The organism is Massilia sp. Se16.2.3 (genome assembly GCF_014171595.1).
Classification (GTDB): Bacteria; Pseudomonadota; Gammaproteobacteria; order Burkholderiales; family Burkholderiaceae_D; genus Telluria.
Genome location: NZ_CP050451.1, coordinates 421,705 through 444,546 on the forward strand (window position 1 = coordinate 421,705; position 22,842 = coordinate 444,546).

The following is a 22,842-nucleotide window of genomic DNA, read 5'->3' on the forward strand; positions in this document are numbered from 1 at the left end:
ACCTTATACAGAACCCAGCGCGCGCGTGGACAGGGCCGGCGCGCCGCTTGCGCCGGACGGTGCCGGCAGCAGAATGTCAAATGCAGTGCCGTTCCTGCCGCTGCGGCAGGCAATATGGCCGTTCAGTTTCGTGACCAGGCCGTGCACGATCGCCAGGCCGCGGCCGCGGTGCGCGCCCTCCTTGGTGCTTTGCACCGCCGAGAACAGCTTGGCCATCACCTCGGGCGGCAAGCCCGGCCCCGTGTCGGTGACGGCCAGTTCCACGTACAGCTTGCGCTCGCGGTGCACCTGGCCGCGGTTGACGATGGCGATGCGTCCGCCGCCGGGCGCCAGCGCCTCGACCGCGTTCTTCACCAGGTTCACCAGGATCTGCTTGAGCAGGTCGGGATCGCCCTCGGCCAGGCGCGCGCCTTCATCCAACTCGGTGGCGATATCGACATTGGCCGGCACGAACTGGCCGGCACGGAACAGGCGCACGACATCGCCGGCGACGGTCGCCACGTCGATGACGCGCGCGTTGGCCGCTTGCGGCTTCAGTTCCGCCAGGCCCTGGACCAGCTGGCCGACGCGGTCGATTTCCTCGTTCAGCACCGACATCTCGGTGGCTACCGGTTCCTGGCGTTCCAGCTTGCTGTCGAGGACACTGAGGTAGTTCTTGATGATCGCCAGCGGGTTGTTCACCTCGTGCAGCAGGCGGCGCGAGGCTTCGCGGTATTCCTCGGCCACGCTGGCCAGCTGGCGCCGCGCCTGGCCGTGTTCCAGCAGCGCCGTCTCGAGCGCGCTGGCGGCCTGCACGCCGAAGGACTGCAGGAAGCGTTCGCGCTTCTGGCAGACCGGCACCTGCCAGGCGGCCACGCCGCCCACCATCACGCCCGGGCAGCGCCCTCCCGCCACCAGCGGCAGGCACACCATGCTGTCGGTGCCGAGCATGCGCAGCAGCTGTTCCTCGGCCAGGCCGAGCGGCGCGCCCTCGCGTCCGATGTACGCGATGCGGCGTGCCTGCGCCGCCGCGGCGATCTGGCCGCCCTTGGCCAGCGCCAGCGGAATGGCGAATTCGGCGATGCGCGCATTGTGGCCGCCTGGCGCGCCGACCAGCATCTGCCCGGTCGGATCCTGCAGCAGGACGACGGTATTGTCGAAGTCGAACAGGACGCGCGCCGAACGCACCATCGCCTCCAGCAGGCCCGCCTCGCTTTCCTGGCGCGCCAGGGTCCGGCCCACTTCCGACACCAGCATCATGCTCTGCATCTCGTCAAGCAGGCGCTGCTGGACCGGGTCCGGCGCCGGCGCCAGCGCCTGCGGCGCGGGAATATCGTCGGCGCCAAGCAGGTCGATGCCCGGTGGGCGGCCGCCTTGTCGACCTGGCGCGCGGCGGTGGCCAGCACCTCGTCGATCTCGCCGGCAGGAAGGCCGCACAGCGCCGCGCCATCGCGCAGCGCCTCGAGGTCGTCCGGATGGCTCGACATCAGGTGCGCCAGGCGCACGATGCGGATCAGGGGATGGGCCGCTTCCAGGCGCTCGCTCGACTCGTGGTGGTACAGCACGGCGTCGGCCAGGAAGGAATCGAGCTGCCAGCGTTCGATCAGCCAGGCGCCGGCTTCGGCATGGGTGATCTGCAGCGTGCGCTGCTCGACGGCGCACAGGTCTTCGTCGTCGAGCGCGGTGAAGTTGAAAGCGTATTCCCTGGGCGCCGTGGCCAGCAGGGCCAGGCGGCCGACGTTGTGCAGCAGGCCGCCAAGATAGGCTTCTTCCAGGTGGGGGTAGCCGATGCGGCGCGCGAGCTCGCGCGCGATCACCGCCGCGCCCAGCGAGCGCTTCCAGAAGGCGCGCAGGTCGGTGCTGTCCGAATGCGGGAAACTGCCGAAGGTCTGGAACACGGAATCGCTGATCACCAGCGTCTTGATCATGTCGGTGCCGAGCGCGGCCAGCGCCTGCTCCAGGCTGGCCCCGCGCCCGTTGCGTTGATAGGCAGAGCTGCCGGCGACGGCCAGCAGCTTGGCGGTCATGCCGGCGTCATTCGCGATCAGGGCCGCCAGTTCCTGCATGCCCAGGTCGTCGGCCTGCAGATGCTCGATCAGCTTGATGAGTATCTGCGGCATGGCCGGCAGCCGGGCAATCAGCAGGCGATTGCGGATATCCTGGTCTGGTTGGTGCATTGTCTGAGCAGGCCACTGAACGGGTTTCGGGGTGGCGCTCCCGGACGGGGCGACCACGACATGACATGGGTGCATCCTCGGAGCAGTGTGCTGTGCGCGCAGCTACTCCCGAGCTGAAGGGTCCTTAGCATATATACATTTCTGCTTGGGAACAATACTTTCCATGAAAAGTGTCTTTTTTTGCGTGGCAAATGATGCAATTTAAGGCGTTTTGTTTTCGCCTTGACAAGAGATATGCATGCCAGGGCGGTAGCGGCCTGTTTCGCCTCTGGAGGCACAGACGCATCCCGCCTTTTACGCGGGCGGGACGTTCTCAGACAGGGCTATGTCCGCGCAGGCGGCGGTAGCGCTGCGCCGTCATCCAGCAAGTCAGCGAGAGCAGGACGAAGCCGGCCTGGCCGAGTGCGAGCGTCAGCACCGAGTGCGACAGCATCGGCGAAATCACGCCCGCCACGACGGCCCCGAGCAGGGTCGAAATAAACGACTGGCAGGACGCGACGGTGCCGCGGATGTGCGGGAACAGGTCGAGCGCGAGCAGGGTCGCGCCGGGGGCGATCAGGGAACTGCCGAAGGTGAAGAAGAACATCGGCAGCACGGTCCAGGGCAGCGCCGGCGGCAGCAACAGGTGGTAGCCGACATTGAACGCCACCGCACTGAGCATGAAGCCGAAGCCGATCCAGATCTGGCGCGAAAAACTCCTCTTGCCGGCCATGCGGTTGGCCGCCATCGAACCCAGGAAAATGCCGCTCACGGTCGGCACGAACAGCCAGGCGAATTCCGAGGGCCCGAGGTGCAGGTGCACGGGAATGAGCACCGGCGCGGCCGAGATGTAAAGGAACAGCCCGGCGAAGTTCAGGGCCGCGATACCGGCCTTCATGTGGAACAGGAAGGAGCTGAAGATGGCGCCGTAGCTTTGTGCCAGGAAGCGCGGGTTGAAGGGCTGGCGCTGCGTGCGCGGCACGGTTTCCGGCAAGTGCTGCCAGCACACCCAGCCCAGGATCACGGTATAGCCGCACAGCGCGAGGAAGATCGCGCGCCAGTCGAACCAGGTCACGATCCAGCCGCCCATCACGGGCGCCATGGCCGGTGCGATCGAGAAGATCATCGTCACCATCGACAGCAAGCGCGCGGCCGGCGCATCCGAATACAGGTCGCGGATGATGGCACGCCCGACCACGACGCCGGCCCCGGCCGACACCCCCTGCAGGATGCGGAAGACCCACAGGTAGTGCACGGTGGACGCCGCCGCGCAGCCGAAGGTGCCGATTGCGAACACGACCAGCGCCACCAGGATCACGTTGCGCCGGCCAAAGGCATCCGACAGCGCGCCATGCCAGAGCACCATGCCGGCAAAGGCCAGCATGTAGGCCGTCAGCGTCTGCTGGACCTCGATGGCGGATGCGTGCAGGTCGGCGCGGATCAGCGGAAAGGCCGGCAAATAGGCGTCGATCGAGAACGGTCCCAGCATCGACAACGCGGCCAGCAGCGTGGCCAGGCCGCCGGCCGAGAGCATGACGATCTTGTGCGGCGTCGGCAATGGCACCGGGATGACCGGATCCTTGGGCAGTTGGTCGGGGTCGGTCGGTGGCAGCATTGCTTCTTCTCGCTTGTCTTGTCGCTTGTTACTCGTCTATTGCGCGTTGGCGTCCGGCTTCGGCTTGGCTTCTTCGCGGCGGTTGTAGCCGGCCACCATGTCGAAGCGGAACAGGCGGCATTCGAGGGCGCCGTTGAAGAACGGGGTCTTGCGCGCTTCCTTCAGGCGCAGCAGCTTGGGCAGCGACAGGTCGGCCGTGAACAGGAACACGGTCCAGCCGGCGAAGCGCTGCTTGAGCGTGGTGCCGAGCGCGGAATAGAAACTCACCGCCATCTCGTCCGGCGCCATGGTGGAGTCGCCGCGCACGCCGATCCGTTCGCCGTAGGGCGGGTTGGTCAGCAGGATGCCGGGGCCATCGACCGGCGGGCTGACATGCTGGGCCTCGATCTGCTTCAGTGGCACGTCGAACAGGATGCCGGCAATCTTGAGGTTATGGCGCGTCATTTCCACCATGTCGCCCGAGATGTCGGAGCCGAAGATGGTGGGTTCCGTCGGCAGTGGATTGGCCTTGATGGCCGCTTTCATCTCTTGCCAGGCCGCGCGGTCGAAGTCGGCGAATTTCTCGAAGGCGAAGCGGCGGCGCGCACCGGCCGGGATGCCCTGCACCATCTGCGCCGCTTCGATGAGGATGGTGCCGGAGCCGCACATCGGGTCGAACAGGGGCACGCCCGGCTTCCAGCCCGACACGCGCAGCATGCCGGCGGCCAGGTTCTCGCGCAGGGGCGCATCGCCCGTTTCTTCGCGCCAGCCGCGCTTGAACAGCGCCTCGCCCGAGGTGTCGAGGTAGATGATGAAATTGCGCTGGTCGAGGAAACCGACGATACGCATGTCCGGCTCGCGCGTGTCGACCGAAGGACGCTTGTTGAACATGTCGCGGAAGCGGTCGCAGATCGCGTCCTTGATTTTCAGCGTCGTGAATTCCAGGCTTTTCAGGGGCGACTTCACGGCCGTGACGTCGACGCGGATCGTGTGGTCGACGCCGAACCAGTCTTCCCAGGGCTGCTCGAGCACGAGGTCGTAGATGTCGTTTTCGTTGTTGTAGCTGCGCTGTCCCATGCGCATCAAGACGCGCGAAGCGATGCGCGAATGCAGGTTGACGCGGTAGGAGTCGACCAGCGTACCCGAGCAGTGCACGCCGCCGGGGACCTGGTTATGGACTTTCAGCGTCGGGCTGTGGGCCTGGGCGATCTCGAGGAGTTCTTCGGCCAGCGCCGCTTCCATGCCGCGGGGGCAGGGGCAAAAATAGGAGGTCATGGGGGTACCCTTTGTCCGTTGAGTGAAAAATGATGTGGTGGCAGCGCCGCCGCTGCCGGCCACCAAAATGCCTGTGTTTGCGGCTTCCGGTCGAGCCGCCGATGATCAGCCGATGATACCGCGTGGGCAGAGCCCACCCTACGTTACTGGTTGTTCATGTTGTCGATTCTTCGGTCGAGCCGCCGATGATCAGCTGGTGAGACCGCGTGGGCAGAGCCCACCCTACGGTGCACAGCAGATCGTAGGGTGGGCTCCGCCCACGCGGTCGTACCGCGGAATACCGCAAAGCTGGTTCAAACCACGACAATCAGTTCGTAGGGTGGGCACGTCCTTGAAGTCCTCGACTTCAAGGACCCCACGCGGTCGTGCTTACGCAAACCGCAAAGCCCGCGCTCGCCTAAAAGTCAGAACGGCTTGACCACCACCAGAATCACGATCAGCGCCAGCAACACCACCGGCACCTCATTGAAGTACCGGAACCAGGTATGGCTGCGCTTGTTGGTACCGGCCTCGAATTTCTTCAGGATCGATCCACAGGCATGATGGTAGCCGATCGTCAGCACCACCAGCGCCAGTTTCGCGTGCAGCCAGCCATGCTTGAAGCCGAACTCCCAGCCCAGCCACAGCCCCAGCAGCACCGCCGGCACCGACAGGATCAGGCTGAAACGGTAGAGCCGGCGCGCCATGCCGAGCAGGCGGGTGGTGGCGGCCGGGTCGGTTTCCTGTGCCAGGTTCACGAAGATGCGCGGCAGGTAGAACAGGCCGGCGAACCAGGAGGCGATGAAGACGATGTGAAAGGCTTTGATCCAGAGGTACATGCGGGTCCTTGTTATTAGTATGTCAGCTGCGTACTTCGCCGTGGCCGAACACCACGTATTTGAGGGAAGTCAGCCCTTCCAGCCCGACCGGTCCGCGCGCATGCAGCTTGTCGTTCGAGATGCCGATCTCGGCGCCGAGGCCATATTCAAAACCATCGGCAAAACGCGTCGAGGCGTTGACCATCACCGAGCTCGAATCGACTTCGCGCAAGAAGCGCAGCGCGGCGCTGTAGTCCTCGGTGACGATGGCTTCCGTGTGCTTGGACGAGTAGCGGTCGATGTGGTCCATCGCTTCCTCGATGCCGGCGACGATCTTCACTGCCAGGACAGGCGCCAGGTATTCAAGACTCCAGTCTTCCTCGGTCGCCTCGACCAGGTGCGGATAGCCGGCCAGGATCGCAAGCGCTTCAGGGTCGGCGCGCAGCTCGACTTCCTTCGCCTTGTAGCGCTGGGCCAGTTGCGGCAGCACGCTTGGGGCGATCGCGCGTGCCACCAGCAGGGTTTCCATGGTGTTGCAGGTACCGTAGCGGTGGCATTTCGCATTGAAGGCGATCGCGAGCGCTTTGTCGACGTCGGCCTTGTCGTCGATGTAGACGTGGCAGATGCCGTCCAGGTGCTTGATCATCGGGACCGTCGCTTCCTCGATCAGGCGCGCGATCAGGCCCTTGCCGCCGCGCGGGACGATCACGTCGACGTATTGCGGCATGGTGATGAGCGTCCCGACGGCGGCGCGGTCGACCGTATCGACCACCTGCACGGCGTCCTGCGGCAGCCCGGCTTTCTGCACGCCCTCCGTGACCAGCCTGGCCAGCGCGCGGTTGCAGTGGATCGCTTCCGAGCCGCCGCGCAGGATGGCCGCGTTGCCGCTCTTGATGCACAGGCCGGCCGCATCGACCGTCACGTTGGGGCGCGCTTCGTAGATGATGCCGATCACGCCCAGCGGCACGCGCATCTGGCCGACCTGGATGCCCGACGGACGCGACTTCATGTTCGAGATCTCGCCGATCGGGTCGGGCAGCGCGGCGATCTGGCGCAGGCCTTCGACCATGGTAGCGATCGCGTTCGGCGACAGCACCAGGCGCTCCAGCAGCGCCGGCGCCAGGCCCGCGGCACGCGCCGCGTCGAGGTCGCGTTCGTTCGCGGCGGTGAGCACGGCCGCCTCGCGTTCGATCGCCTCGGCGATCAGGAGCAGCGCGCGATTGCGGGTAGCGCCATCGGCCCGCGCCATCGCGCGCGACGCAGCGCGGGCATTGCGGCCCAGCGTGTGCATGTAGTCGGTGATGTCCATGGTTGATTCCAGTGTGCGTTGAGCGGCCAAAACGATGTTGATGGAAGTGCCGGGGTGACGAGGCGTAGGTGATGTGGTCAGCGTCGCACCGCGTAGGCACGGAGTGCCCACCCTACGAAATTCGATACAGTGCACGGGCCAAGCGGAGAGCATCCGGTGCACGCGAATCGTTGACGCGTCCCGTAGGGTGGGCTCTTGAGCCCACGCGGATCGTGAACATCGATAACGGCGCACCTGCAGGTCCATGGCAGGGCGCACACCACAAACGGCCAACGATCGAAACTACCTGGCCACCTTCAACGCCAGCTGCAGCATCGCATCCCACGCATCCCCCGCGAACGCCTTGGCCCGTAAACCCTTGACCATCCTGTCGACCTGCGCCGCCTCCTGCAGCGCGCCTTCCAGCACGGGCAGCGACACGCGCCGCAGCGCCGGCTCCATCATGCGTTCGCGCGGGCCCCAGATGCGGTATTCCTTCAGCAGCGCGCCCAGCGGACGCCCCTGCGCCATCCCGGCTTTCAATTTTAACAGCGTGCGGATTTCTTCGGAGACGGCCCACAAGACCAGCGGCAGCGCCTCGCCCTCGCCCTTCAAGCCCTCGAGCATGCGGGCGAGGCGTGCCGGGTCGCCCGCCAGCATCGCCTCGGACAACTTGAACACGTCGTAGCGCGCCACGTTCAGGACGGCGTCCATCACCTGCTCGTAGGTCAGCTTGCCCGGCTCGTGCAGCAGTCCCAGCTTCTGGATTTCCTGGTGCGCCGCGAGCAGGTTGCCCTCGACGCGGTCGGCGATGAAATCCAGGCTCTGGCGGTCGGCGCTCTGGCCCTGGCTGGACAGGCGCATGCCGATCCAGGCGGGCAGCTGGGCGCGTTCCACGTTCGGGATCTCGATGTAGATGGCGGCCTGCTGCAGGCTCGCCACCCAGGACGCCTTCGCCGTCTGCCAGTCGAGCTTCGGCAGCGTGATCAGGGTCAGGTTGTCCGGACTGAGGTCTTTCGCATAGGCCTGCAGCGCCGCACTGCCGTCCTTGCCGGGTTTACCCGTGGGGATGCGCAGTTCGATTAGCTTCTTGTCGCCGAACAGCGACATGGCCTGGTTCGCGGCCAGCAGTTCGCCCCACTTGAAGCTGCGCTCGACGGTGAGCACGTCGCGTTCGGTGTGGCCGGCCGCGCGCGCGGCGCGGCGGATCTTGTCGGCCGCCTCCAGCGCCAGCAGGTGCTCGTCGCTGGTGATGACGTACAGCGGCGCCAGGCCTTTGGCGAGGTGGGCGTCGAGCGCGTCAGGGCGCAGTTGCATCGGTCTTGCTCATGGATTCAGCGGGCCCTCACGGCGCCGGCTTGATGGCAGCCAGGCGGCGCATGATCTGCTGCACCAGGTCGGACTGCATGTCGCGGTACAGCAGCGCTTCCTCGCCCTCTTTCGCCAGCACGGCCTCTTCGCTGAAGGCGAGATTGCGGCGCAGCGTGATCTCGGTCGGGCCGAGCAGCAGGTTGCCGGCACGGTCGCGCACCTGGAACACCAGCGTGTAGCCCAGCAAATACTCGCGCACGCGGCCGAGGTTATTCAGCGACAGGATGGTCTTGTTGCGGGTTTCCGTCAGCACCTCGAACTGCGCCTCGGCTTCCTTCGGCGTGCCGGCGATGACGACACGGTCGCCCGCACGCAGGTTGCGCTTGAGCTCATTGCCGAGCGGGGAGGTGTCGGCAAAGGCGAGATAGATGCTCGAGAACGGCATGTTGTAGGCACCGTTCGATCCGCGCAGCTGGAAGCCGCAGGCCGAAACGATCGTCGCCAGCAGCAGGGCCGCCAGCGCGCGCGAAATCAGGGAAGAGAAAGCGCGCATGAATTACACCACGATGTTGACGAGTTTGCCGGGCACGACGATGACCTTCTTCGGCGTGCCTTCGATGAACTTCTGGACCGCCTCGGAAGCCAGCGCCGCCGCTTCGATGGCCGCCTTGTCGGCATCCTTGGCCACTTTGACGGAACCGCGCAGCTTGCCGTTCACCTGGATCATCATCTCGATCTCGGATTGCTCCAGCGCGGCTGGGTCGACCTGCGGCCACTGCACGTTCAGGATGTCGCCGTGGACCGCGGCATAGCCCAGGTCCTGCCACAGCGCGTGGGTGATGTGCGGCGCCACCGGGTTCAGCAAACGCAGGAAGATCGAGAAGCCTTCGGCGATCACCGCGCTTGATGCGGCGCCGTCGGCCAGCTTGGCGGATTCCAGGGTATTCAACATCTTCATGCAGGCCGAGACGACCGTGTTGTACTGGATGCGTTTCAGGTCGTAGTCGGCCTGCTGCAGCACCTTGTGCACTTCGCGGCGCAGGGTCTTCTGGGCGTCGTCCGTCGCCGCCGCCGATCCGCCTGCCGCCAGCGCCACGGCAATGCGCTCGCGCTGGGCGTAGCCATAGGCCCAGACGCGGCGCAGGAAGCGGCTGGCGCCTTCGACGCCGCTGTTCGACCACTCCAGGGTCTGCTCCGGCGGCGAGGCGAACATCGTGAACAGGCGCGCGGTGTCGGCGCCGTATTGCTCGATCTGCGCTGCCGGGTCGATGCCGTTGTTCTTCGACTTCGACATCTTCTCGGTGCCGCCGATCGTGACCGGCTGTCCGTCGGCCTTGAGCACCGCGTTCTGCGGACGGCCCTTGTCATCAAAAGTGAGTTCGACATCGGCCGGGTTGTACCAGGTTTTTTTACCAGCCGCGTCTTCGCGATAATAGGTTTCGTTCAGCACCATGCCCTGGGTGAGCAGGTTCACGAAAGGCTCGTCGAATTTCACCAGGCCGAAGTCGCGCATGACTTTCGTCCAGAAGCGCGCGTACAGCAGGTGCATGACCGCGTGCTCGATGCCGCCGATGTACTGGTCCATCGGCATCCAGTAATCGTTGCGCGCGTCGACCATGGCCTCGTTCGAGCCCGGCGAGGTATAGCGCATGTAGTACCAGGACGAATCGATGAAAGTATCCATCGTGTCGGTCTCGCGGCGCGCTGGTTTACCGCACTTCGGGCAGTCGCATTTGAGGAAGGCTTCGTCCTTGTTCAGCGGATTGCCGGTGCCGTCCGGGACCAGGTGCTCGGGCAGCACGACCGGCAGGTCCTTCTCGGGCACGGGCACCGCGCCGCAGTCGCCGCAGTGGATCATCGGGATCGGGGTGCCCCAGTAGCGCTGGCGCGAGATGCCCCAGTCGCGCAGGCGGAAGGTAATCTTCTTGTCGCCCAGTCCTTGCGCGGCGAGGTCGCCCGAGACGGCGTTCACCGCGGCGGTGTAGTCCAGGCCATCGTACTTGCCGGAGTTGATGGTGCGGCCGTTTTCTTTATCGCCATACCACTCCTGCCAGCCGTCCAGCGAATACTCCTGGCCTTCGACGGCGACGACCTGCTTGATGGGTAAATCGTATTTTTTGGCGAACTCGAAATCGCGCTCGTCGTGGCCCGGCACGCCCATCACGGCGCCGTCGCCGTAGGTGATCAGGACGTAGTTGCCGACCCAGACCGGCACCTGCTCGCCGGTCACCGGATGCGTCACGGACAGGCCGGTCGGCATGCCCTTCTTCTCCATCGTCGCCATGTCGGCTTCGATGACGGAACCCTTCTTGCACTCGGCGATGAAGGTCTGCAGTTCCGGGTTGTTCTTCGCGGCGTGCTGGGCCAGCGGATGCTCGGCGGCGACGGCGCAGAAGGTCACGCCCATGATGGTGTCGGCGCGGGTGGTGAAGACGTAGAGCTTGCCGTCGTTGATCAGCTCACCGGCTTCATCCATGATCACGTGCGGGAAGGCGAAGCGCACGCCGACCGACTTGCCGATCCAGTTGGTCTGCATGGTGCGTACGCGCTCCGGCCAGCCCGGCAGCTTGTTGTCGACATGGTCGAGCAGCTCGTCGGCGTAGTCGGTAATGCGCACGTAGTACATCGGGATTTCGCGCTTCTCGATCGGCGCGCCCGAACGCCAGCCCTTACCGTCGACGACCTGCTCGTTGGCGAGCACGGTCTGGTCGACCGGGTCCCAGTTCACGGTGCCGGTCTTCTGGTAAATGATGCCCTTCTCGAGCATTTTGAGGAACATCCACTGGTTCCACTTGTAGTACTCGGGCTTGCAGGCGGTCATCTCACGCGACCAGTCGATGGCGAGACCCATCGATTCCATCTGCCCGCGCATGTGGGCGATGTTCGAATACGTCCATTCCGCCGGCGGCACGTTGTTCGCCATCGCCGCGTTTTCCGCCGGCATGCCGAAGGCGTCCCAGCCCATCGGCATCAGCACGTTGTAGCCATTCATCCGCAGGTAGCGGTACATCACGTCATTGATCGTATAGTTGCGCACGTGACCCATGTGCAGCTTGCCGGATGGGTAAGGCAGCATCGAGCAGGCGTAGTATTTTCCCTTGGGGAAACGCGGGTCGTTCTCGACGGCCTTATAGGCGTCGATCGACTTCCAGTACGCCTGGGCGGCCTGTTCAACTTCGGCTGGACTATATTTATCTTGCATGATGTTCTGCGGACGAAATTTTAGAGGTGGAACAAAACATTATACTGGTTCATCTTGCACTGCGGCGAAGCGTGACCGGAGCAAACCACGCGGAAAGACCTAGGGTGGGCGGCTATACCGGGATGGCCGCGAGTCGACGGTGCAAGCCCCGCCCACGCGTTCAACCGACGGGCGAAATGCCGCGCCCCAATGGCTGGGGTCAGGTCTGACATTTGGACACGGGCTCAGGCACAGTTCAACCGGCGGCTGAACTGTCGCGACGTTTTACGAGCCTGTTGAACGCGTGGGCGGCGCTGGCGTCAACTGCTTGCAGGCGCCAGGGTAGAGCCGCTCACCCTACGGCAGAGGTCGTGTCCGAATGTCAGACCTGACCCCAGGGGTAGTATTCTACGGCAGAGGTCGTGTCCGAATGTCAGACCTGACCCCAGGGGTAGTATTCAAGGGGCGCAGTGTGCGTAGGTGGTGTCGAACCAGCCCGCCGGCTTGCAGCGTCCCGACAGCACGGCCCGTACCCGCAGCAGGCGCAGTTCGTAGGCTTCATGGTTGCGCAGCGGATGCAGCTCGTTCGGGGCGCGGATCATGGCAACCAGGGCGGCCATCTCGTCGTCGCCGAGCGCGGCCAGCGGTTTGCCGAGATAAGCCTGCGCCGCTCCCTCCAGGCCGCGCACCTGCTTCCCGTCCTGGCGCCCCATGTAGACGGTGGCGGCGTAGATCGCCAGCTGGCGCTCCTTCGACACCTTCGCGTCGAGCACCAGCGCCATGACGTCGCGGCCGAAGTCGACCCGCTTGCAGCAGGCGTAGACGCCGCGGTACAGCCCTTGCAACTGTCCTGCGGCGCCGTCGAGCGTGGCGCCATCGAGGAAGGTTTCGCGGGCGACGGCGGAGGAAATCGTGGCCACGCCCTGGCCGTTTGCCAGGCTCAACCCATGGTGGGAAAGGAAGGTCGGGTCTTCGATCGCCAGCAGGATGGCGCGCTGGCTGTGCGACAGGTGCGGCAGCGACGGCTTGGCGGGATACTGCGCGAGCAGTGTGTCGACCGAGGCGCTCGCCCACCAGGCGACGACGGCCAGGTAGACCAGCAACAGTGCAACCAGCGCCAGCAGCGGCTTGAGGAGGCGTTTCACGGTGCGCTGCTCAAGACGGGATACGATGGGTGGACAGCGTGCATCCGTCGTGGAGCTGCTGCTGTGCTGGTGCGGGTGCGCCTGGTCTGCGTGGGGCATTGAAGCTGGGGGGGCTTCAATGCGTGCCCACCCTACGAGTACAGCCTCGGGCCGTTTTCAAATAGAAGGCCACCGACGGCTTAACGCAGCACGAGTTCCAGGGCCGGCTTCTCGCCGTAGTCCTCGTAGCGCTCGTTGATGCCGCCGACGCAGAAGACGATCTCGTCGAGCAGGTCGGGCAGGCGGGCGCGCAGGGCGGCGCTGTCGGTGATGACGATTTCCAGGGTTTCCTCAGGCTGAAGGCGGAACTTGGTCATGTTCTCGTCGTCGCGCAGGTAGCTCAGGCAATCGACCCAGGTATCGATGGTGTCGCCATTGGCCGTGTGGAAGCCGAAGGCGCGGCTGCTCTCGGCGAAGAAGCTCGCTTCGTTGACGATGGCGGCGCCATTCAGTTCTGCTACTGCCATGTTCAGCCTTTCAGGGACAAGACGTCCTGCATGTCGTAGAGGCCCGTCGCCTTGTCGGCAATGAAGCGCGCACCGCGCAGGGCGCCGTGGGCGTAGGTGACGCGGCTGCTCGATTTGTGGCTGATTTCGATGCGCTCGCCGGTGCCGGCGAAGAGCACCGTGTGGTCGCCGACAATGTCGCCGCCGCGCACGGTGGCAAAGCCGATCGTCGACGGATCGCGCTCGCCGGTCACGCCTTCGCGGCCATAGACGGCGCAGTCTTTCAAATCGCGCCCCAGCGCGTCGGCGATGACCTCGCCCATCTTGAGGGCGGTGCCGGAGGGCGCATCGACCTTGTGGCGGTGGTGGGCTTCGACGATCTCGATGTCGTAGCCTTCGGCGAAACTCTTTGCCGCCATTTCCAGCAATTTCAGCGTGACGTTCACGCCGACGCTCATGTTCGGTGCGAAGACGACGGCCACCTTTTCCGCAGCGGCGGCGATCGCGGCCTTGCCGGCCTCGTCGAAACCAGTGGTGCCGATGACCATCTTGATGCCATGGGCCGCGCAATACGCCAGGTGCGCCAGCGTGCCTTCCGGACGCGTGAAATCGATCAGGCAGTCGGCGCCCGCCAGGGCACGCGCCAGGTCGGCTTCGATGGCCACGCCGCTGACCTGGCCGGCAAACGCGCCGGCATCCTGGCCGAGGAAGGGGGAGCCCGCGACGTCGAGCGCGCCGGCCAGTTGCACGTCGGGCGAGGCGGCGATCGCCTCGACCAGCATGCGGCCCATGCGCCCGCTGGCGCCGGCAACCGCGATTTTGATTTGCTTCATGACTGGCTTACTGGATTTGTTGGCCGTTCGCCGGGGTGACGACCGAAGGGGCTGCGGCAGGCTTGGTGTGCTGGGCAGCGTCTTCTTTTTTCAGCGACTTGATCGGACCGGCGATGCGTTCGATGTATTCGCGTTCGGTCGGCAGGTTGGCGCCGTCGAAGCGTTCGACCACGTCGCCCTTGAAATAGACGGTGACGCGGCTGGTGGTCAGCTCGCCATTGCCGCGGGCCAGGTAGAACGGGTAGTCCCAGCGGTCGGCGTGGAACATGTCCATCAGCAGCGGCGTGCCGAGCAGGAAGCGTACCTGCTCGCGGGTCTGGCCGACTTTCAGCTGCGCCAGCATTTCCTGCGACACGAAGTTGCCTTGCTGGATGTCCGGGCGATACGGCGAGAACACCCACAGGAATTTCTGCAGCTTGGTGGCCTGGGTCGTCTGCGCACCGGCATTGGCCAGCGCGGCCGACTTGCTGGCATCGGCTTCCACGGCGGCCGGGGCGGTGCTCACCGGCGCGGCCGGCTTGGTCTGGTTGCGCCAGGATGCACAGCCCGACAGCAGCAGCGTGCATGCAAGGCCGGCGGCCAGCGCAGCGCGGGCATGGAAACGATGAACAACGGCATCAAAGACGCGCATAAGTAACCTCAAAACGTTTAAGCGGGAGCTTCCAAAACGCTATATCATAAAGCACTCCGCCCATCTACGAGTAACAAACATGAGTAACAAACCCACCGACCTGAAGGCGAGCGGCCTGAAGGCCACTTTGCCGCGCCTGAAAATCCTGGAAATTTTCCAGAACAGCGAAGTGCGGCACCTGACGGCGGAAGACGTCTACAAGATCCTGCTGGCCGAGAACATGGACGTCGGCCTGGCCACGGTTTACCGGGTGCTGACCCAGTTCGAACAGGCCGGCCTGCTCAACCGCAATCACTTCGAGACCGGCAAGGCCATCTACGAACTGAACGCCGGTTCGCACCACGACCACCTGGTCTGCCTCGACTGCGGACATGTCGAGGAATTCTTCGACGAGGAAATCGAATCGCGCCAGAACAGGGTCGCGAGCGAGCGCGGTTTTAAAATCGCCGAACATGCGCTGGCGATCTACGGCAATTGCATCAAGCCGGCTTGCCCGCATCGCAGCGGCGGTTGAGGCGTTTCGATGTGCAATGAAGGACGGCGCCGAGGGCGCCGTTTTTTGTTGACCGTAGGGTGGGGTCATTGAGGCGGGGCCTCAATGACGTACCCACCTGAACGCTGGCACTGCGCAATGTTCCCGTTCCGCGTGGGCGCAGAGTGCCCACTTACGGATGACTCAACGCATTCGACAGCAGCTTGGCCGTGATATCGACAATTGGAATCACCCGCTCGTAGGCCATGCGCGTCGGGCCGATCACGCCGAGCGTCCCGACGATCTTGCCGTTGACCTCATAGGGCGCAGTCACCACGCTCATCTCGTCCATCGGCACCAGCTTCGATTCGCCGCCAATAAAAATCTGCACGCCGCCGGCCTTGCTCGAGACATCGAGCAGCTGCATCAGGCCGGTCTTTTGCTCGAACATCTCGAACAGCTGGCGCAGCGAACTCATGTTCGACGACAGGTCGGACACCGACAGCAGGTTGCGCTCCCCTGAAATGACCATGTCGTCGTGGTTGTCGGCCATGGCTTCGCTGCCCGCTTCCACCGCAGTCTGCATCAGGCCGCCGATATCGTCGCGCAGCTGCTTCAGTTCGCCCGCGAGGCGGCGCCGGACGTCGTCGAAGGTGAGGCCGGCAAAGTTCTGGTTCAGGTAATTGGCCGACTGGATCAGCTGGCTCGGCGTGTAGTCGACCTCGGTCAGCAGCAGGCGGTTCTGGACGTCGCCGCGCGGGTCGACGATGACGAGCAGGATGCGCTTTTCCGACAGGCGCAAGAATTCGATCTGCTGAAATACCGATTCGCGGCGCGGACTCTGTACCACGCCGGCAAATTGCGTCAGCGACGACAGCATTTGCGCCGCACTGGCGATCACCTTCTGCGGCTGGTGGGCGGGCAGCCGCATCTGCTGCTGATGGACCCCGTGTTCGTCGAGCTGCTGCACCGTGAGCAGGGTGTCGACGAAGAGGCGGTAGCCGCGCGGGGTCGGCACGCGGCCGGCCGAGGTATGGGGGCTGGCGACATACCCCATTTCCTCGAGGTCGGCCATGATGTTGCGGATCGTCGCCGGCGACAGGTCGAGGCCGGAGATTTTCGAGAGCGCACGCGACCCGACCGGTTGGCCGTCGGCGATGTAGCGCTCGACCAGGGCTTTCAGCAGGGTTTGGGCACGGGGTTCAAGTTGCATGGGGCGAGAGGATAGATGCGATATGCGCAATGGTTGCATACATATTATGCACCTTCGTCCGCTCCCTGTGGGCTCCGCGCACTCAACAAAACGGCCATGGCCGCGTAGCGGCTCCTTGCCGTACGGGCGTACTGTCGTCGCCGCCGCGCTTCGCCCTGGCCGTCTTGTTGGGCGCTCTCAAGCGTGCTCGCGCTCCAGCCAGTCGAGCAATTCGTCGAAGTCGCCGACGATGGCGTCCGGCTGCACGCCCTCTTCCGGTGGCGCCGGCTGGCGGTCCGGTTCATCCACACGGCGCGCATGCCGGCGCGCCCGGCGCCCTCGACGTCGAGCAGCAGGTCGTCGCCGACATACACCGCTTCGCCAGGTGCCACGCCCGGCGCGCGCAGCCTTCCGGGAAAATGGCCGGATCCGGCTTCGCGCGGCCGAACTGCGGCGCCGAGACCGAGGCCGGAAATGGTGGGCCAGCCCGATCGTCTGCAGGTCGGCATTGCCGTTCGTGATCGATCCCAGCAGCACGCGGCCCTTCAGGCGCAACAGGCCCGGCAGCACGTCGTCGTAGGGAATCACGGCGTTGCGGGCGGCGAAGAATACCGCCATCGCCAATTCGACCTTGGAGGCGTCCTCGCCGGCCTGCTCAAAGGCGGCAACCAGCCCGGCGCGGCGCAGCGCACCCAGGTCGAGCTGGAATTCGGGCCGGCGCGCCAGCAGCTCGAGCCTGGCCTGGCGCAGCGAATCGATGGAGAAGCGTTGCGCCACGCGCGGCGCGTGCGTGGCCAGCCAGGCAAACAGGGTCTGCTCGGCCTGCACGATGACGGGGGCGATCGGCCACAGGGTGTCGTCGAGGTCGAACAGGACGGCCTTGGGCCAGCGGCGGCGGTGCGAATCGGTCATGGAAAGCGCGCCATCGAAGACGCGTCGGAGGAACACTGCAGGGTCAAGCGGAGCATAGCGAGGCCAGCGGTGATTTGCAAACGCAGCTGTGCGCAAGGGCGCGCGCCCCGAAAAATGCATGGCGGCAGAGGCCGGGTGGCGTCGCCGTTACACGGTGATACAAAGTCTCATGCATGGCCAATGAGCCCGGTGCTTGCCAAATGCTCTAAAATGATGGGCAAAATTCCACCTCGCGGCGCTGCGCAGTCTTTTGCGCGCCCTGCTCTTCCCTATTTTATTGGAGAAATGATGATTCGTTCCCACCTGCGTGCCGGCTTCGCGCTGGCATGCGCGCTCAGCCTGTCCGCCTGCGGCGGCAGCGACGGCGAAATTTATCTCAGCGGCAAAGTGAGCGGCGTAACCAAGCCTGGCCTGGTGCTGACGAACAATGGCGGCTCGGACCTCCCGATCACGGCGGGGTCTGCTTCCTACCGTTTCCCGCCGGTCGAAACCGATTCCAACTACAACATCGAAGTCAAGTCGCAGCCGGAAAACGTCGAGAAAAAGACCGACTGCGTTGTCAGCAATGGCATCGGCCGCGCGGTATTCAACATGAGCAACATCGACGTCACCTGCACCATCTGGCGCCGCGCACTCGGCGGCAAGATCGAGGGGCTGGGTAACCGCAGCGGCCTCGTGCTGGTGAACGGCGCCGACCGCGTGGCCATCCCGGCCAACGCCACCGAATTCCAGATGGCGGCGGTATCGCAGGACGCGCCGTATGGCATCACCGTGCTGCCTCAGGCAGGCGCCCCGCAGTGCACCGTGGAGAACGGCAGCGGCATCATGCCGGCCGCCCCCGTCACAACCGTCGTCGTGCGTTGCACCCCTTGATTCTGGAGACTAACTTGAAGAAATCGATCCTGGCGCTGTCGGCGCTGACCCTGGCGCTCGGTGTTGGCCTGAGCGCCTGCGGCGGTGGCAAATCGACCTATACCGTCGGCGGCACCGTCCTCAACCTGACCTATGGTCCGCTCGTTCTGGTGACCAACGGCATGACAATCGAGGTCAATCCGACCAAACAGGGCGTCTCCGAGGATGTGAAGTATTCGTTCAAGGACCAGCTCGAATATGGCGAAGTCTACGATGTCAATCTGGTGCAGATCGGCACGCAAGACAACGCCGAAAAGACGCCGATCTACAAACAGCCCGACCACCAGACCTGCGCGGCGTACAGCGGCACGAAGGACACCGCCGGTCGCCTGACGACCATCAATGCCGTCATCACCTGCGTGCTGAACGCCTACCCGGTCAGCGGCAAGGTCTACGGCCTGACGTCCACGGGCCTGGAACTGGGCAACGGCAGTACCGTTGCCTCGATCGCGATCACCAAGAAGGAGGACGGCAGCGCGGTCGACTTTGCCTTCCCGACGGTGGCCTACGGCTATACCTACGGCATTACGGTCGTGAAACAACCTGCTACCCAGATCTGCACGGTCGATAATGGCACTGGCGTCATGGGCGATGCCGCGGTCACCACGGTGTCGGTGAACTGCGTCAACAAACCTACCTGAGACAATGGAGCTGAAACAGATATTCACCACAACGATGTCGATCATTTCGAAAGAAAATTAGACGTATATGTTGTAGTGCAGCATAATGCTTCTGTCTCCTCCAACTCTCCTCAGAAAAGAATTGGATTCAGCCCGCCCGCAACGGCGGGCTTTTTTTTGCCCGCAGCCCGGGCAAGTCCTGCTTAGCCGAGCTTGGTCTCGCCCACGAGGCGCTTGCCGCTGACCTTCACCACCGCCATCTGCTGGTTGCCGACCGACACCATCTCGTCGGCGCGCACCTGCGCCTTGTAGCTCTCGGCACTGGCGTAGGTGGCGACGCCCGCGACGAGGGCAGCGACCAGGAACAGCGTTTCCATGTGTTTGAGGACGTTCATTTCAGTACTCCCTTCGGTTGGTGGTTGCCCTCTTTCGTATGCAAGCGGGCTGTCGATGGGAGTACTTTAACCATGGCCCCTCCCCGCTTCCATCGGCGTGCGACGAACTGCGAAAAGGGCGCGATGAAGCGCGCAAAAGGGCGATATACCGTGTTCCAGGCGCTTGTGCGGCGCACCACGGATGAGCCAATCGGCTTGTTTCGTAGGGTGGGCGGCTATACCAGGAAGGTGGCTTGCCGCCGGCGTGTGCGCCGCCCACGCGTTCAACGCACGTGTGAAGTACCGCGAGAGGGAGCGAAGCCGGTTTGAACACGTGGACGGCACCTTGGCCGCGCCGGTGCACGGCACCAGGTGGCGCCATCCACCCACGCAGGGGTCAGGCCGGCTTGAGAATATTCGCCAGCGCCACGTACTGCTCCAGGCTCACCGTTTCCGGACGGGTGCCCGGGTCGATGCCGGCGTCGGTCAATTGCTGTTCGGTGAACATGCCCGCCACGCAGTTGCGGATCACCTTGCGGCGCTGGGAGAACGCCTTCTGCACCACCGCTTCCAGGGTGGGGCCATCGGCGGCCAGCTTGCGCCGGGTCGGCACCATGCGCACGATGGCCGAGTCCACCTGGGGCGGCGGATCGAAAGCGGTGGGGGGCACGATGAACATCAGGGCCATGTCGTAGCGCCATTGCAGCATCACCGACAGGCGGCCGTAGGCCTTGGTGCCGGGCTCGGCCACCATGCGCTCGACCACTTCCTTTTGCAGCATGAAATGCTGGTCCTCGATCAGGTGGGCGAACTCGGCCAGGTGGAACAGCAGCGGGCTCGAGATGTTGTACGGCAGGTTGCCGACCACGCGCAGCTTCTGCCCTTCCGGTACCGGAATCGAGGCGAAATCGAATTTCAGGGCGTCGCCCGAGTGGATGGTCAGCTTTTCGCGTGGATAGGCTTTTTCCAGGCGTGCCACCAGGTCGCGGTCGAGTTCGACCACGTGCATGTGGTCGAGCTGCTTGAGCAGCAGCGCCGTCATTGCCGCCAGGCCCGGCCCGATCTCGACCATCGTCTCGCCGCGGCGCGGGCCGATGGCATCGATGATATCGGAGAGGACCTGGTTATCGGTCAGGAAGTTCTGGCCGAAGCGCTTGCGTGCGACGTGTTTCATTGGTGCTTTCGTGATTTTTCAGATGGTGCGGCCAGCGCCCTTGCTCGCCACGCCTTTGCTGGCCGCGACCATGTGCATGGCGGCGCGGATCGCCTCGACCATGCTGCCGCAGTCGGCCAGGCCGGGTCCCTGCGCCGCCAAATCGAGCGCGGTGCCGTGGTCGACCGAGGTGCGGATCAGCGGCAGGCCGAGCGTGACGTTGATGCCGCGCCCGAAGGTCGCGTGCTTGAGCACAGGCAGGCCCGGTCGTGGTACATCGCCAGCACGCAGTCGGCGTCCTGCAGATATTTCGGCTGGAACAGGGTGTCGGCCGGATAGGGTCCGCGCGCGTCGATGCCGCGGGCGCGCGCCGCCGCCGGGGCCGGTGCGATGACATCGATTTCCTCGCGCCCGAGGTAGCCGTTCTCGCCCGCGTGCGGGTTCAGGCCCGTGACCAGGATGCGCGGCGCGGCGATGCCGAATTTGTCGCGCAGGTCGCGGTGCAGGATGTCGAGCACCCGGGCCAGGCCCTCCTCGGTGATCGCGCCCGGCACGTCTTTCAAGGGCAGGTGGGTGGTGGCCAGCGCGACGCGCAGGTAAGCTTGGTCATTCGCCGGCTGCCCCGCCAGCATCATGACCACCCCAGGGGTGCCGGTCTGCTCGGCCAGGTATTCGGTGTGGCCGGAAAAGGCGATGCCGGCCTCGTTGATGGTGCTTTTCTGCAGGGGCGCGGTGACCATGCCCTCGAACCAGCCCGCCCTGACGCCTTCGATGGCCAGGTCGAGCGTGGCCAGCACGGCGCGGCCGTTCCCGGCGTCGAGGGTGCCGGGCACCACGTGGGCGGCGAGCGGCACGTCGACGACGGCCACGCGCTCGCGGCCGAAGTGCGGCAGGCCGCCATTGCGCAGCGCCCGGATCGACAGGGCCGACAGGCGGATGCCTGGGTCGATCAGGCTGGCCGTGAGCGACAGGAAGGCGGCGTCGCCCACCAGCACGCAATTGGCCTCTTCGCGCAGCGCCCAGGCTGCGCGGATGGCGATCTCGGGACCGATCCCGGCCGGCTCGCCGACGGTGAGCGCCAGGGTCGGGCGCACGGTCAGCGGTGCGGCCATGGGATCAGCCCTCCTCGCGGTACTCGACGTAGGCGCGGTCGCGCACTTCGCGCGCCCAGTTTTCCATGGCTTCGCCGAGTTTGCGTTCGCGGATCACCTGGCGTGCCTGCAGACGCTCCTTCTCCTTCGTCACGTCCTCGGTCTTGCGCTCGAGCACTTCGATCAGGTGCAGGCCGATCGGGGTTTCGACCACGTCGGAGATCTTGCCCGTCGGCAGGGCATTCATCGCGGTGGCGAATTCCGGCATCACGTCTTCCTCGGTCAGCCAGCCGAGTTCACCGCCCTTGACCGCGGTACTGTCCTGGCTGTTCTGGCGTGCCATGTCCTCGAAGCTCGCGGCCTTGCTCTCGATCCTGGCCTTGATCTCGGCCAGCTTGCGGCGGGCTTCCGCCGCCGGCAGCGTCGGCGAGGGCTTGATCAGGATGTGGCGGGCGTGGACCTGCTGGGCCGTCGCCTGCTCGGGCTCCTTGGCCAGGTTGCGCTTGTCGACCAGCTTGATGATGTGGAAGCCGGCAGTGCCCTTGAGGACGGGCGTGACCTGGCCGGGGCTGAGTTTGCGCAGTTCGTTGGAGATCGCCGGCGGCAGGCGGTCCGGGTCGCGCCAGCCGATGGCGCCGCCCTTGAGGGCATCGGGCGCGTCGGAATAGGTGGCGGCCATTTTCGCGAAGTCGGCGCCGGCGCGCAGCTGGCGCGCCACTTCATCGGCACGGGCACGGCGCGCGGCGATCTGCTCGGGCGTGGCATTCGCAGGAATGCCCACCAGGATCTGCGCAATGTCCATCTCGACGCGTTCGGCGGCGGCCGCCTTCACAGCGGCCAGGTAGGTGTCGACTTCCGCGTCGGACACCTGGATCTTGGCGTCGACCTCGTGCTCGCGCAGGCGCTGCATCATGATCTCGTTGCGGATCTCTTCGCGGAACTGGACGAAGGTCATGCCTTCCTTTTCCATCTGGTTGCGCATTTCCTGGACCGACATCTTCTGGCCCTCGGCAATGCGGCCGATCGCCGCGTCGAGCATGCGGTCGTCGACGCGCACGCCCATTTCCTTGGCCAGCTGCAGCTGGGCGCGCTCGACGACCATGGCTTCGATCACCTGGCGTTCGAGGTCGGCCTGGGAAGGCAGCTGCGCGTTCTGCGCGCGCAGGCGCGCGGCGATCTGGGCCACGCGCTTGTCGACCTCGTTGCGGGTGATGACCTCGTCGTTGACGACGACGCGGATGGCGTCGACGACGTTCGCGTTGCTCGAGGCCGGCGGCAGGAAACCGCTACCGGGCTTGGCTTCCGCCTTGGCTTCCGCCTTGGCGGCGGCCTGTGCAGGAGCGGCGGCGGGCCTGGGGCCCCGGGCCAGGGCCGCATTGGCCGTGAGCGCGCACAGCAGCGCCGCTGCGAGCTTAAGGTGATGCAAACGGATAGTACGCAT

General features: G+C 65.1%; 21 protein-coding genes and 2 pseudogenes. 3 read left to right on the plus strand and 20 right to left on the minus strand.

Features of this window, described 5'->3' with window-relative positions; all coding sequences use genetic code 11:
- Positions 1 to 3: 3 nt before the first annotated feature.
- The 13 genes from G4G31_RS27955 to G4G31_RS02075 form a co-directional block, all read right to left on the minus strand.
- On the minus strand, positions 4 to 1,248 hold the full coding sequence (locus G4G31_RS27955) for a HAMP domain-containing sensor histidine kinase (protein ID WP_308622185.1): 1,245 nt from the start codon (positions 1,246 to 1,248) through the stop codon (positions 4 to 6).
- Positions 1,236 to 2,156: an HDOD domain-containing protein gene (locus G4G31_RS27960; protein ID WP_308622028.1), complete on the minus strand. Its 921-nt coding sequence runs from the start codon at positions 2,154 to 2,156 to the stop codon at positions 1,236 to 1,238. Before G4G31_RS27960 ends, G4G31_RS27955 begins: the two co-directional genes overlap by 13 nt.
- A 313-nt stretch (positions 2,157 to 2,469) precedes the next feature.
- The gene (locus G4G31_RS02025) at positions 2,470 to 3,750 is read right to left on the minus strand and encodes a multidrug effflux MFS transporter (RefSeq protein WP_182990083.1); all 1,281 of its coding nucleotides are present in this window, start codon (positions 3,748 to 3,750) and stop codon (positions 2,470 to 2,472) included.
- 36 nt (positions 3,751 to 3,786) lie between these two features.
- A complete protein-coding gene (locus tag G4G31_RS02030) occupies positions 3,787 to 4,971 on the minus strand; it encodes a class I SAM-dependent RNA methyltransferase (RefSeq protein WP_182991646.1) in 1,185 nt (394 codons plus the stop codon).
- A gap of 437 nt (positions 4,972 to 5,408) precedes the next feature.
- A complete protein-coding gene (locus G4G31_RS02035) occupies positions 5,409 to 5,822 on the minus strand; it encodes a CopD family protein (RefSeq protein ID WP_182990084.1) in 414 nt (137 codons plus the stop codon).
- Positions 5,823 to 5,844: 22 nt separating this feature from the next.
- A complete protein-coding gene (locus tag G4G31_RS02040) occupies positions 5,845 to 7,110 on the minus strand; it encodes a glutamate-5-semialdehyde dehydrogenase (RefSeq protein ID WP_182990085.1) in 1,266 nt (421 codons plus the stop codon).
- Positions 7,111 to 7,392: 282 nt separating this feature from the next.
- A complete protein-coding gene (gene holA, locus G4G31_RS02045) occupies positions 7,393 to 8,406 on the minus strand; it encodes a DNA polymerase III subunit delta (RefSeq protein ID WP_182990086.1) in 1,014 nt (337 codons plus the stop codon).
- 28 nt (positions 8,407 to 8,434) lie between these two features.
- Entirely contained in the window at positions 8,435 to 8,953 is a 519-nt protein-coding gene (gene lptE / locus G4G31_RS02050) for an LPS assembly lipoprotein LptE (protein WP_182990087.1), read from the minus strand.
- Positions 8,954 to 8,956: 3 nt separating this feature from the next.
- The gene (gene leuS / locus G4G31_RS02055; RefSeq protein ID WP_182990088.1) at positions 8,957 to 11,602 is read right to left on the minus strand and encodes a leucine--tRNA ligase; all 2,646 of its coding nucleotides are present in this window, start codon (positions 11,600 to 11,602) and stop codon (positions 8,957 to 8,959) included.
- Between the two features lie 437 nt (positions 11,603 to 12,039).
- On the minus strand, positions 12,040 to 12,726 hold the full coding sequence (locus G4G31_RS02060; protein WP_182990089.1) for a transglycosylase domain-containing protein: 687 nt from the start codon (positions 12,724 to 12,726) through the stop codon (positions 12,040 to 12,042).
- A 179-nt stretch (positions 12,727 to 12,905) separates the two neighbouring features.
- Complete coding sequence (locus G4G31_RS02065) at positions 12,906 to 13,232, minus strand: barstar family protein (protein WP_182990090.1); 327 nt, start codon at positions 13,230 to 13,232, stop codon at positions 12,906 to 12,908.
- A gap of 2 nt (positions 13,233 to 13,234) precedes the next feature.
- Positions 13,235 to 14,044, minus strand: coding sequence for a 4-hydroxy-tetrahydrodipicolinate reductase (dapB, locus tag G4G31_RS02070; RefSeq protein ID WP_182990091.1), 810 nt, complete (start codon positions 14,042 to 14,044; stop codon positions 13,235 to 13,237).
- Positions 14,045 to 14,051: 7 nt separating this feature from the next.
- Positions 14,052 to 14,675 (minus strand): outer membrane protein assembly factor BamE, encoded by a 624-nt coding sequence (locus G4G31_RS02075; protein WP_229425279.1) that lies wholly within the window; start codon positions 14,673 to 14,675, stop codon positions 14,052 to 14,054.
- Positions 14,676 to 14,754: 79 nt separating this feature from the next.
- On the opposite strand from G4G31_RS02075, the gene fur reads away from it, so the two are divergent.
- Positions 14,755 to 15,189 (plus strand): ferric iron uptake transcriptional regulator, encoded by a 435-nt coding sequence (gene fur, locus G4G31_RS02080; protein WP_182990092.1) that lies wholly within the window; start codon positions 14,755 to 14,757, stop codon positions 15,187 to 15,189.
- 151 nt (positions 15,190 to 15,340) lie between these two features.
- On the opposite strand, the gene hrcA is transcribed toward fur, so the two are convergent.
- The 3 genes and pseudogenes from hrcA to G4G31_RS28810 all read right to left on the minus strand — a co-directional run.
- Complete coding sequence (gene hrcA, locus G4G31_RS02085) at positions 15,341 to 16,360, minus strand: heat-inducible transcriptional repressor HrcA (RefSeq protein ID WP_182990093.1); 1,020 nt, start codon at positions 16,358 to 16,360, stop codon at positions 15,341 to 15,343.
- A 44-nt stretch (positions 16,361 to 16,404) separates the two neighbouring features.
- Entirely contained in the window at positions 16,405 to 16,848 is a 444-nt protein-coding gene (locus G4G31_RS27965) for an HAD hydrolase-like protein (RefSeq protein ID WP_308622030.1), read from the minus strand.
- Positions 16,849 to 16,873: 25 nt separating this feature from the next.
- Positions 16,874 to 17,371: pseudogene (locus G4G31_RS28810) on the minus strand (hypothetical protein); the annotation flags it as partial.
- A 168-nt stretch (positions 17,372 to 17,539) separates the two neighbouring features.
- Between G4G31_RS28810 and G4G31_RS28815 the strand changes: the two are divergent.
- Positions 17,540 to 18,124 (plus strand): hypothetical protein, encoded by a 585-nt coding sequence (locus G4G31_RS28815; RefSeq protein ID WP_182990094.1) that lies wholly within the window; start codon positions 17,540 to 17,542, stop codon positions 18,122 to 18,124.
- A gap of 14 nt (positions 18,125 to 18,138) precedes the next feature.
- Positions 18,139 to 18,804 (plus strand): hypothetical protein, encoded by a 666-nt coding sequence (locus G4G31_RS02100; protein ID WP_182990095.1) that lies wholly within the window; start codon positions 18,139 to 18,141, stop codon positions 18,802 to 18,804.
- A gap of 182 nt (positions 18,805 to 18,986) precedes the next feature.
- On the opposite strand, the gene G4G31_RS02105 is transcribed toward G4G31_RS02100, so the two are convergent.
- From G4G31_RS02105 to G4G31_RS02120, 4 genes and pseudogenes are all read right to left on the minus strand, one after another.
- Positions 18,987 to 19,178: a hypothetical protein gene (locus tag G4G31_RS02105; protein WP_182990096.1), complete on the minus strand. Its 192-nt coding sequence runs from the start codon at positions 19,176 to 19,178 to the stop codon at positions 18,987 to 18,989.
- 376 nt (positions 19,179 to 19,554) lie between these two features.
- Complete coding sequence (gene rsmA / locus G4G31_RS02110; protein WP_182990097.1) at positions 19,555 to 20,331, minus strand: 16S rRNA (adenine(1518)-N(6)/adenine(1519)-N(6))-dimethyltransferase RsmA; 777 nt, start codon at positions 20,329 to 20,331, stop codon at positions 19,555 to 19,557.
- Between the two features lie 18 nt (positions 20,332 to 20,349).
- Positions 20,350 to 21,422, minus strand: a pseudogene (pdxA, locus tag G4G31_RS02115) (4-hydroxythreonine-4-phosphate dehydrogenase PdxA).
- Between the two features lie 4 nt (positions 21,423 to 21,426).
- A complete protein-coding gene (locus G4G31_RS02120; RefSeq protein WP_182990098.1) occupies positions 21,427 to 22,842 on the minus strand; it encodes a peptidylprolyl isomerase in 1,416 nt (471 codons plus the stop codon).